Annotated in this window: 8 protein-coding genes and 1 pseudogene; 1 reads left to right on the top strand and 8 read right to left on the bottom strand. The window is 71.7% G+C overall.

Annotated features, from left to right (window positions below; translation table 11 throughout):
• Positions 1 to 213, top strand: a pseudogene (locus D7V93_RS46190) (radical SAM protein); the annotation flags it as partial.
• Here D7V93_RS46190 and D7V93_RS28440 read toward each other — a convergent pair.
• From D7V93_RS28440 to D7V93_RS28405, 8 genes are all read right to left on the bottom strand, one after another.
• Positions 183 to 2,363: a sensor histidine kinase gene (locus D7V93_RS28440; RefSeq protein ID WP_120646376.1), complete on the bottom strand. Its 2,181-nt coding sequence runs from the start codon at positions 2,361 to 2,363 to the stop codon at positions 183 to 185. The pseudogene D7V93_RS46190 and the gene D7V93_RS28440 sit on opposite strands and share 31 nt — an antisense overlap.
• A 14-nt stretch (positions 2,364 to 2,377) precedes the next feature.
• Positions 2,378 to 3,412 (bottom strand): aldo/keto reductase, encoded by a 1,035-nt coding sequence (locus D7V93_RS28435; RefSeq protein ID WP_120646375.1) that lies wholly within the window; start codon positions 3,410 to 3,412, stop codon positions 2,378 to 2,380.
• 91 nt (positions 3,413 to 3,503) lie between these two features.
• Complete coding sequence (locus tag D7V93_RS28430; RefSeq protein WP_120646374.1) at positions 3,504 to 4,799, bottom strand: AMP-binding protein; 1,296 nt, start codon at positions 4,797 to 4,799, stop codon at positions 3,504 to 3,506.
• Positions 4,796 to 5,362: a hypothetical protein gene (locus D7V93_RS28425; RefSeq protein ID WP_244237561.1), complete on the bottom strand. Its 567-nt coding sequence runs from the start codon at positions 5,360 to 5,362 to the stop codon at positions 4,796 to 4,798. The genes D7V93_RS28430 and D7V93_RS28425 overlap by 4 nt, the downstream gene beginning before the upstream one ends.
• Positions 5,359 to 7,038: a hypothetical protein gene (locus tag D7V93_RS28420; protein WP_120646372.1), complete on the bottom strand. Its 1,680-nt coding sequence runs from the start codon at positions 7,036 to 7,038 to the stop codon at positions 5,359 to 5,361. The genes D7V93_RS28425 and D7V93_RS28420 overlap by 4 nt, the downstream gene beginning before the upstream one ends.
• Entirely contained in the window at positions 7,035 to 7,865 is an 831-nt protein-coding gene (locus tag D7V93_RS28415) for a hypothetical protein (protein ID WP_208723175.1), read from the bottom strand. The genes D7V93_RS28420 and D7V93_RS28415 overlap by 4 nt, the downstream gene beginning before the upstream one ends.
• On the bottom strand, positions 7,862 to 9,403 hold the full coding sequence (locus D7V93_RS28410; protein WP_120646370.1) for a MoxR family ATPase: 1,542 nt from the start codon (positions 9,401 to 9,403) through the stop codon (positions 7,862 to 7,864). Before D7V93_RS28410 ends, D7V93_RS28415 begins: the two co-directional genes overlap by 4 nt.
• 28 nt (positions 9,404 to 9,431) lie before the next feature.
• Positions 9,432 to 10,070: a response regulator transcription factor gene (locus D7V93_RS28405; protein ID WP_120646369.1), complete on the bottom strand. Its 639-nt coding sequence runs from the start codon at positions 10,068 to 10,070 to the stop codon at positions 9,432 to 9,434.
• Positions 10,071 to 10,125 lie beyond the last annotated feature (55 nt).

Here is a 10,125-nt window from a genome sequence, read left to right as displayed (position 1 = left end):
CCCCACGTCGCCACCGTCCTCGCCGCCGAGCACCCCCACCTGCCCGCGCTCGCCGAGGCCGATGGCCTCCCGCTCGACAGCCCCGACTTGCTCTCCCGCCTCCTCGCCTACCTGGAGCGCGATACGCCCCTGGCCACCTGCCGCCACTGCCTGGGCTCCAGTGGCCCGTGGGAACCCCACGCTCAGCTGCCCCGCGCTCGCGCCTCTTCCTGAGCCTGGCCGGCCGGCACTTCCACCTGCAGGGGCAGCTCCACGGTGAAGACGGAGCCCTGGCCCAGGACGCTCTCCACGCGCACCGTGCCGCCCATGGCCTCCACCAGCGTGCGGGTGATGTAGAGCCCCAGCCCCAGGCCGCCGTAGTGCCGGCCGCTCACCGCGCGCTCGAAGCGGCCGAAGAGCCGGGGCTGCGAATCCGCCGCGATGCCGATGCCCTGGTCCTGTACCGTCAGCGTCGCGCGCCCATCCCGCGTCTCCAGCCGGATGTCGATGGAGCGCCCCTGGCCGTACTTGATGGCGTTGTCCACCAGGTTCACCACCACCTGCTCCAGCCGCGGCCGGTCCCACCACCCGACCAACGGGGTGTCCACGCCCACCAGCCGCAGCGTGGAGCCGGAGCGCGCGGCGGGCCCTTCGTAGGAGGCCGTCACGTCGCGCACCAGCTCCGCCAGGTCCACCCGCGCGGGCTCCAGGGCCAGCCGCCCGGCCGCGATGCGCGACACGTCCAGCAGGTCGTTCACCAGCTCCGCCAGCTTCTTCACCTGCCGCGAGCCCACCTCCAGGTAGCTCTCCACCAGCGCGCGCGGCACCGGGCCGGGATGGCGCTCCAGCTCGCGCCGGAGGGACTGGAGCTTGAGGTTCAGCGGCGTGAGCGGCGTCTTCAGCTCGTGGCTTGCGATGGACAGGAACTCGTCGCGCAGCCGCACCGCTTCACGCGCCTCGCGGTACAGGCGCGCGTTCTCCATCGAAAGCGCGGCGCGGTTGGCCATCTCCTGGAGGATGGGCAGGTCCGCCTTCGTGTAGCTCCGTCCGGACGCGTGGCTGGTGGCGAAGATGATGACGCCCAGCGTGCGCTCGCGGGCCACCAGGGGCACCATCGCCAGGGAGCGCAGCTTCATGTCCTGGAGCAGCGCCATCCGCCGCGGCTCATTGGTCACCTGCTCGAGGTCCACCGCGGTGACGTCCTCCACGAAGAAGGGCTGGCCCTTGAGCAGCAGGGTCCCGGCGCCCATCGACGGGTAGCATTGCCCCTCGGGAACGGGCGTCCGCAGTTGCTGCGCGTGCGCTTCCGACTCCGTCCTCGCGTGCGCCACCTCCATCCGCAGGAAGGTGCCGCCCTCCATCGCCATGTCGACGATGCACCAGTCCGCCAGCGTGGGGACGACGAGGCGCACCACGTTGTGCAGCGTGGCCTCGTAGTCCAGCGACGTGGCCAGGAAGGAGCTGGCGCCCGCCAGCAGGCGCAGGTGCTCCTCGTTGTGCGACAGCTCGCGCGTCAGCCGCTCCGCCCGGGCCCTCGCCCGCACGTGGTCCGTCACGTCGAAGGCGAAGGCGGAGATGCCGTCCACCTTCCCCCGCGGGTCGCGCGTGGGCATGTACGTGACGTCGAAGAAGTACTCCTTCATGGCGCCAGACGGCTCCTGGATCCGCAGGGGCAGTTCCTTGGTCTGGAAGGGCTCCCCCGTCGCGTAGACGCGATCCAACAACTGCCCCACGCGCTCGGCCGTATCCTTCGGTCCCACCTCCCTCGCGGTCTTGCCCAGTGGGGCCGGGTCGCCCACCAACTGGGTGTTGAGGGGGTTGGACAGCTCGAAGCGGTGCTCGGGGCCCCGGAAGATGGCCAGGTGCGCGGGCGCGTGCATGAAGATCTCATGCAGCCGCGAGCGCTCGTACTCGGCGGCGGCGCGGGCCGTGCGCTCCCGCGCCAGCAGCTCCGCGCGCTCCACGTTGGCCTGGCGCAGGCGCACGTTGAGCACCGTCACGAACAGGCACAGCCTCAAGAAGAGGGTCAGCGTGAGCAGGCTGCTGGGCGTCACCGACCAGGCGTCGAGGGGCACCAGGAAGAAGTAGTCCACGGTGAGCATCGACAGCACCGTGGCCACGAGCCCCGGTCCCCAGCCTCCGCGCCAGCCGGCGAACATCACGGCGGCGAAGAAGGGGAGCAGCGGCGTGCCGGCGGTGAGCGGCCAGAGGGCCTTCTGGACGAGGAGGGCCAGCACCACGCCCACCACCGCCAGCCCATAGCGCAGCGGCGCGGAGCCCCCGTCCGGCGCGAACGCCTCCGGGGCCCTGTCGGGAGCCGGGGAGAGCGAGGCCGTGCGGGGAGCCCGGGCGCCCCGGGATGCGGACGGTGATGGGGCGGTCATGGACACAGTGATGCCTAACCGTGGGGTGGCCTCCCGGTGGCTTCCTTGCGCACCGGGCCGTGGGACTGCGTCAGGGCCTGCATGGAGGCAGGGTAGCGGTCTCCGGAAGCCACCCCCGGCGGTGCGATGGTTTCGATGTCCGCCAGGTCCTGCGCGGTGAGCTTCACCTCCAGGGCTCCCAGGTTGTCATCCAGGTACGCGCGGCGCTTGGTGCCAGGGATGGGCACCACGTCCTGCCCTCGCGACAGCACCCAGGCGAGCGCGAGCTGCGCGGGCGTGCACTGCTTCTGACGGGCGAGCCGGCTGATGTGTTCCACCAGCTTCAGGTTGCGCTGGAAGTTCTCCCCCTGGAAGCGCGGCGAGTGGCGGCGGTAGTCGTCCTCCGCCAGGTCCTCGAAGCGCTTGAGCTGGCCGGTGAGGAAGCCGCGTCCCAGCGGGCTGTAGGGGACGAAGCCCACGCCCAGCTCGCGGCACGCCTGGAGGACGCCGTCCTCGGGTTCGCGGCTCCACAGCGAGTACTCCGACTGGAGCGCGGTGATGGGATGCACGGCGCACGCGCGGCGCAGCGTCTCCGCGTTGACCTCCGACAGGCCCAGGAAGCGCACCTTGCCCGCCTTCACCAGCTCCGCCATGGCGCCCACCGTGTCCTCGATGGGTGTCTTCGGGTCCAGGCGGTGCAGGTAGTAGAGGTCGATGACGTCCATTCCCAACCGCTTCAGGCTCGCCTCGCACGCCTGCTTCACGTACTCGGGCCGGCCGTTGACGCCGCGCGCCTGCGGGTTGTTGGGGTCGCGGACGAGGCCGAACTTGGTGGCGAGCACGAACCTCGAGCGGTGCGGCCCCAGCACCCGGCCCACCAGCTCCTCGTTGCGCCCCGGCCCGTAGGCATCCGCGGTGTCGAAGAAGGTGACGCCCCGCTCCAGGGCATGGAGCAGCGTGGCCTCCGACTCCGCGTCGTCGCGCCCCGCGTAGAACTCCGACATGCCCATGCAGCCCAGGCCCAGCGCTGAAACGGTGAGGCCCTTGCTGCCCAGCTTCCGCGTCTCCATGTCCCGTGTCCTCCCCGCGTGATGCCTTTTCAGGAAGGGTCTTCACGCGACACCCCGGAGTCCAGGGCAAACGGCCGGGCGGCGGAAGAGCTCAGCCAGGAGGCGGCAGCCTGCTGTGGAAGGGGAGCGGCTTGGCGGACGGCGGCAGCTCCGCTTCACGCGCCTCCACCCTGGGCGAAGGCCAGCCCAGGTTGCGCAGGGCCGCGCCCAGCCGCTCGCACAGGGGACCCACGACCTCCGGGGGCGCGCCCGCCAGCTCCAGCGTGAAGCGCTCCAGGTCCACCTGCGTCAGCCGGAACGCGCGCAGCGGGTGGTGCTTGAACACCCACGCGAGCGACCACGCGTCCACCGCGCGGCCCGCGGGCGTGTGGAACGCGCAGGCGCCACGTCCGCTGAAGCCCGTCAGCGTCCAGCCGTGGAAGCCACAGGCGCAGGCGTCCCGCTGGACGGTGCCGGTGTCGCCGGGGCGGTAGCGCAGCAGCGGGAGCACACTGGGGCGCAGCCGCGTCACCACCACCTCGTCCCCGTCCGGCTCCAGCCAGACGTCCGGGGTGAGCACGTGGAAGCGGCCCTGCCCCGCGTCCTCCAGGCACTCCCACGCGAGCGGCCCCGTCTCCGTGGAGGCGTAGTAGTTGAGGACCTGCACGCCCCGCCCGTGCACCCACGCGTCGCGCAGCGCCCGCGGCAGGTGCTGCGCGGAGGTGAGCACCAGCCGGGGGGCGGGCACCTCCGGGTGCGCCAGCAGCCAGCGCAGGCCCTCCGGGTCGGAGAAGACGACGGCGGCCCGCACGCGTTGCAAGCGCGCCACCGCGTCGTCGCGCAGCACGGAGACGCGGTGCAGGGCGCCGTCGTGGAACAGCGGCAGGCGCACCGAGTACTCCAGCCCGCCCGGCAGCGCGTCCAGCAGCACCACGCGCGGACGCGGCGGCGGTACCGTGCCGGTGCGCTCGGTGAAGAAGCGCAGCACGGCCCACATGAGCAGGCAGTCGCGCCGGTCGCGCAGCACGTTCACCGGGTCCCCGGTGGTGCCGGAGCTCTTCACCACCACGCACTCGTCGGACGCGGTGGGCAGCGTGGGCACGTCCTCCCAGTGGCGCGCGAGCGTCGCGCGGTCCAGCGCGGGGAAGTGCCGCAGGTCCTCCAGCCGCTGGAGGTCCCCCGGGTGCAGCCCCGCCTCGCGCAGCGTCCGCAGGTAGTAGGGCGAGCCCTGGAGCGCGTCCCGCAGGCCGCCCAGGCGCGCCTCCAGCTCCGCGCGGGCCACGGCCTCGTCCACCGTGGCCGCGCCGCGCCCGAGCCCCGCCGCCACCTCCAGCGCCCACGGCAGGTGGGCCCGCTGGGTCCAGGTGTCGCGGCGGATGCGGGCCCTGGGCGCGACCCCGAGCGTCACTCGCGCCAGCCCCGGGCCTCGGCTTCCTTCTGCTGGGCCTCCTGCAACATCTTCAGGCGCCGCTCCGCCTCCTGCTTGCGCGCCTCCTCCACCTTGCGCAGGTCCGCGACGGCCTGCCGGTAGTCCAGGGCGTTCAGGCGGCTCTTCGACTCCTGCGCCGTCTCACCTTCGATGTCCGCGCCCAGCGCGGCCACCCACTTGCGCAGGAACTCCTCCTGGCGGAAGGCGTTGGAGCGCACCATCTCCGCGGTGAGCGGCTGCACCTCCTCGAAGAACTGCTGCAGGCGCGCCAGCGGCGTGCGATCCGCGGTGAGGTAGAGCACCGACTTCTTGCGCAGCTCCGACGACACCAGCACGTGCGCGAGCATGCCCACCTGCTCGCGGAACAGCGGGTTCTTCACGCGCTGCTCCAGCTTCGCCCACTCGGACTGCGAGGGCGGCTTCTGGCTGGCCATGCGGAAGGTGTCGCAGACGATGGCCACCGCCAGGTCGTGCGGATACGGCGACACGATGGGCGAGGCGGCCAGTTGTTCCCGAAGCTTCGCGATTGAAACCGCCATCATCTCTCCAACAGGGCATCGGCCAGCGCCGCCGCGGCGGGACCGAAGTCAGACATCCACTGCACCGTCGCGAGCCGGAAGCGCTTGTCCCCCAGCACCGGCGCCAGCACCTGCCGGGCGCGCGACTCCTCCGGCACCGCGAGGAAGGCCACCACCCGGCGCGACTGCTTCACCGCGCGGCCCAGGCGCTCCAGCGCGCCCTTCTCCTGCATGTTCGCCAGGAAGTCGCTGTCGGAGATGATGACCCGCAGCACGTCCGGCCGCTCGCTGGCGAACGCCTCCATCTCCTCCACCGGGAACCACGTCCCCCCGCCGATGTAGTGCAGCAGGAAGTCGCGCGCCGTCTCCTCGTCGTACATCCACGGGGACACCACGGGCTGACCGCTCGAGTACACGATGCCGCGCACCGTGGCGCCCTTGCGCAGCGCGGAGGCGGCCAGCACCTGCGCCGCCAGCGTCATCGCGTTGAGCTGGTATTCGGGATTGGGCATGGAGCCGCTGGTGTCCAGGTACAGCTCCACCGCCGGCACGCCCAGGTCCGAAGGCGGGGGCAGGTCCGCCTCCAGCTCGCGCCGCAGCGGGGAGAGGGCGGCCAGGTGTCCCTGCGTCACCACGGTGAGCGTCCAGTCGATGGTGGACGGATCATCGCCGTACTCCCAGGCCTCCGGCGTGGTGCGCAGGTACGGCTCCGGCTTCGACGGCGCGGAGGGCAGCTTGAGCAGGTGCCGGTCCACGAGCCGCCGGTAGTGCCGCGCGACCAGGGCCCGGCGCAGCTTCCCGGGGTCCTTGCCGGGCAGGTGGTTCGTCACCCGGCCAATGGTGGTGAGCGGCTCCGCGTCCTTCGTGTCGTGCGTCGCATCCAGCCAGCCCTGCGCCCGCGCCTCCTCCAGCGCGTCGTCCCACCGGGCGCCGGACTGCACCGCCGCGTCCAGGTCGCCCTCGTCCGGGAGGGGCACGTCGCCCGCGAGCGGGATGCGGAAGCGCGTCTTCCCGGGCACGTCGATGTAGCGGATGAACGCGGCGCAGAAGTAGAGGAACTGGAGGCGCGCGTCGGGCAGCGCGTAGAACGTCTGCACGAACATGCGCGCCTGGATGCGGAAGCCCGGGTAGTCCCGCTCCAGCTGCTCCAGGCGACCCCTGGGCACCAGGTCCCCAGGCTCCTTGCTCCACAGCTCCTCGTAGAGGGCCAGGTAGAAGCAGAAGAGCGGCGTCGTCCCTGCGCCCTTGTCCTGGCCCGGCTCGGGCGCGCGCAGGAAGCCCCGGTACACCTCGCACAGCGCTTCCGCGTGGGTGCGCCCCACGAACTCGTTCACCTGCAGGTCGAAGAACAGGTTGGTGAGCGACTGGCCCAGCCCGGGGATGAGCCGCTGCTCCAGCACGCGCAGCTCCGCGTCCCACCCCAGCGTGTGCGGGAAGCGGACGTGGTGCCCGATTTCATGCGCCAGCACCGCGGTGAGGCTGTCGCGCGCGCCCATGCGGTCCAGTTGTTCGAAGTGGACGAACACCTGCCGGCGCACGAGGTCGATGTACGCGAGCGGTTCGTCCTTCGCGTCGGCTCCAGGATTGAAGGGCCGGTGCGGTTCGGGCGGGCTCAACTCCACGCGCACGTCCCACAGCGCCAGCGCGTCGCGCCAGCACCGCTCCACCTCCGCCGGGGTGAAGGCCGCGCTCCGGGTCATGACGGCAGGATGACCGCCAGCCACTGGGACGTGTGCATCGTGGCCACCGCGCGCCACTCGTTGCGCACGGTGCTGTACCAGTCGCCCGCGCGCGGGTCGCGCTGGGACAGCGAGGTGATGGCCTTGACGGGCGTGCGCGCGGGCTCCAGCCGCTCGTTGCAGCCCATGGAGCCCAGGAGCATGGGCTTCTTCGCGAGCCACACGCCTTGCGTGGCCGCGTCGCGTCCTCCGGCGGCGGTGGCGCGGTGCCGGTCGTGCACGCACACCACGGTGGGCGCGAGGAAGTGCAGCTCCCCGGGCATGAAGCGGCTGTCCTCCTGCGACAGGTCCACCCACAGCGCGGTGGAGGTGTCGCCCAGCGTCTGCGTGGGAGGCTCCATCGCCTCGTTGGCGACGGCGTGCAGGTGGCCCTCGAGGTCGTCCAGCGAGCGCAGGTCGGTGCCCATGCGGCAGAACAGGCGCTGCACCCAGGGGGGCGCGGACTCCAGGTTCTCGCTCAGGTTCCACATCCGCGCGAGCGCCGCGGCCCGCTTCCCGCGGGGCAGCTCCGGCAGCAGGCGCGGCACGAGGTCCGACCACGCGAGCGTGAAGAAGTTCTGCCGCCCGGCGGACGCGGGGTAGAGGTAGCCCAGGCCGATGCCCTCGGCGCCCAGGCGCAGGTAGTCGCGCAGCAGCTCCTCGCCGGAGGCCGCGTCCGAGCCCGAGGCCGAAAGCGCCTCGCCCAGCCGGGCCACCGGGCCATTGAGGAAGCCTGACCACAGCGCGCGGTCCCAGCGCACGAAGCGGGCGCGCGCCTCCTTCTCCAGGGTGTCGACGAACTCGCTCATGGCTGACCGCCCGGGTTCTCCTTCAGCCACGTCGCGTAGTTGCGGTAGCGGCTGTAGAGGGACTTCAGGTGGATGATGTCCTCGTACACCGGGCCGGACAGCTCGTGGCGGGTCATCAGCTCATTCATCAGCACGGTGACCGCGGACAGGCGCTTCTCCGTGGTGCGCAGGTCCACGCCGGACAGGCCCAGATCCAGCTCCGCGCGCAGCCCGGCGACCTTCTGGCGCAGCGGCGCGTGCGTGCCGTAGCGGGCCATGGCCATGTCGAACATGTTGCGGATCCACGCCACGCGGTCCTGGAGCAGCAGCTTGTTGCCCTTGCCCTCGAAGAAGGGGCTGCGCGCGTTGGGGGTGAGCTTCTCGTGCAGCACCCAGGGGATGATCTGCCGGAAGTCCTCCAGCTCCACCGCGCGGTGGCCGCGGAAGAACGCCAGCGCCTTCGCGAAGTGGAGGATGGTCTGGTACGCGCGCACGCTGGTGCCGTTCTCCGTCTGCGTGCAGAGGTGCACCTTCTTGTCCAACGGGCACTGCTCGTTGCACACGTTGGCCACGCTCTGTCCCGCGAGCTTCAGCGTGTCCTTGTGCTTGAACTCGAAGCGCGGGGACGCCATGCGGCAGAAGTCGAGCTGCCCCAGGAAGAAGGCCACGCGCTCCAGGGCGCCCTTGGGCACCTCCACGGCGAGGATGGAGGTGTAGGCCTTCTCCAGCTCGCCCGGCGTGAAGACGATGTCCTTGGGGAGCAGCTCCTCCGGGGACTTGTCGGACTCGATGCGCTGGAGCAGCGTGTCCACGAAGCCCGAGTTGAAGGGCACGGCGCGCACGACGACGTCGATGCGGTCCTTGAGCGCTTCGATGACCTGGAAGGTGCCGCCGCCCTGGTCGTCGTTGGCGGTGAGGAACCAGGACGAGCGGCCGGTGTAGACGTACTGGTCCATCATCTCCGCGTAGCCCTCGCCCAGCAGCGACAGCAGGGCGGACTGGGTCTTCGTGGGGATGCGGTTGTACTCGTCGATGATCTTCACGCGCTGGCTGATCCACTTGCGCCAGCTCACCTTCACGGCGGACAGGTCATCCGCCTTGAGCATGTCGGATGGCAGCGGCGCGCCCAGCAGGTCCGCGATGGACAGCTGCGGATGTCCGCGCTGGATGCCCCGGTGGACGTCCTCGCGGTCCATGCCGGACAGGAGCGCCATGAGGATGGCGGAGGTCGTCTTGCCCCGGCCGGGCCCGCCCACGAGCAGGGCGCGGCGGCAGGTGAAGAGGGTGAGCAGGGGGATGAGGACGAAGGAGCTGTAGCTCATGTCCTCCGGCAGGTGCAGCTCGTCCCCGCTGCCGTTCTTCACGGAGGCGGCGCCGCCGAACTCGATGTCGTAGTAGGGGCAGATGACGGCGTTGTTGGTGATCCACCAATACGCCTGCCGCATCTTGTCGTGGAGGCTGCCGCCGTCGCGCTCGGAGAGGTGGACACTGAGGCCCTTGTCCTTGTCCGCCGACGCGCGGCCGGTGAGCAGGCGCGAGACCCAATCCTGGTTGGCCATGGAGGCCGCGGACTCTAGCCCGCGCGCTCTAGAGCGTCACCAGCCCCAGCCGGGCCGCGCGCACCACGGCCTCCGTGCGCCGCTGCACGCCCAGCTTGGCCAGCACCGCGTTGACGTGGAACTTGGCCGTGTGGTCGCTGATGGCGAGCCGGTCCGCGATGGCCTTGTTCGACAGCCCCTCGGCCAGCAGGCCCAGCACCTCGCGCTCGCGCGGCGTCAGCGTGTCCGGCCCTGTCGCGCCCGGCAAGCCCGAAGGCGCCGTGTTCCGGGGCGCGGCCCGGACGTGGGACAGGCCCGGCTCGAACACAGTCAGCCCCCGCGCCACCGCGTGCAGCGCGGCCACCAGCATCCCGGGTGCCACGTCGCGGAACAGCAGGCCCCGCGCGCCCTCACCCAGCGCCAGCTCCCCCGCCGCCTCGTCCGCCACCAGCGCCAGCACCGGCGCGCCCAGGTCCGGCGCCGCGCCCTCCGTCAGCCGCAGGCCCGTGTCCCAGAGCACCACGTCGGGCGGAGCGCCCCGCGCCGCCTCCAGCTCCACCTGCGTGCCCGCGGCCACCACCGTCCAGCCCTCCCCCTGGTCGCTGAGCGCCCGTGCGAGCGCACCCCGGGCCAGGGGGTCCTCCGAGACGAGCGCGAGCCGTAGCAATGAAGGGGGCGCATCCAGCATGGGCCCCCCATCCCTAACCGCGCCCGCCAGCTTCGCCACCCCGCCCGGTGCCGGC

This window comes from Corallococcus llansteffanensis (assembly GCF_003612055.1).
Taxonomy (GTDB): Bacteria; Myxococcota; Myxococcia; order Myxococcales; family Myxococcaceae; genus Corallococcus; species Corallococcus llansteffanensis.
The sequence above is the reverse complement of the archived record's forward strand: the minus strand, read 5'-3'. Positions and strand labels throughout refer to the sequence as shown.

What these genes read in the sequence shown, in the direction of transcription:
- D7V93_RS28440 (WP_120646376.1), bottom strand. Translation starts at nt 2,363, where the DNA reads ATGACCGCCCCATCACCGTCCGCATCCCGGGGCGCCCGGGCTCCCCGC.
- D7V93_RS28435 (WP_120646375.1), bottom strand. Translation starts at nt 3,412, where the DNA reads ATGGAGACGCGGAAGCTGGGCAGCAAGGGCCTCACCGTTTCAGCGCTG.
- D7V93_RS28425 (WP_244237561.1), bottom strand. Translation starts at nt 5,362, where the DNA reads ATGATGGCGGTTTCAATCGCGAAGCTTCGGGAACAACTGGCCGCCTCG.
- D7V93_RS28420 (WP_120646372.1), bottom strand. Translation starts at nt 7,038, where the DNA reads ATGACCCGGAGCGCGGCCTTCACCCCGGCGGAGGTGGAGCGGTGCTGG.
- D7V93_RS28415 (WP_208723175.1), bottom strand. Translation starts at nt 7,865, where the DNA reads ATGAGCGAGTTCGTCGACACCCTGGAGAAGGAGGCGCGCGCCCGCTTC.
- D7V93_RS28410 (WP_120646370.1), bottom strand. Translation starts at nt 9,403, where the DNA reads ATGGCCAACCAGGATTGGGTCTCGCGCCTGCTCACCGGCCGCGCGTCG.
- D7V93_RS28405 (WP_120646369.1), bottom strand. Translation starts at nt 10,070, where the DNA reads ATGCTGGATGCGCCCCCTTCATTGCTACGGCTCGCGCTCGTCTCGGAG.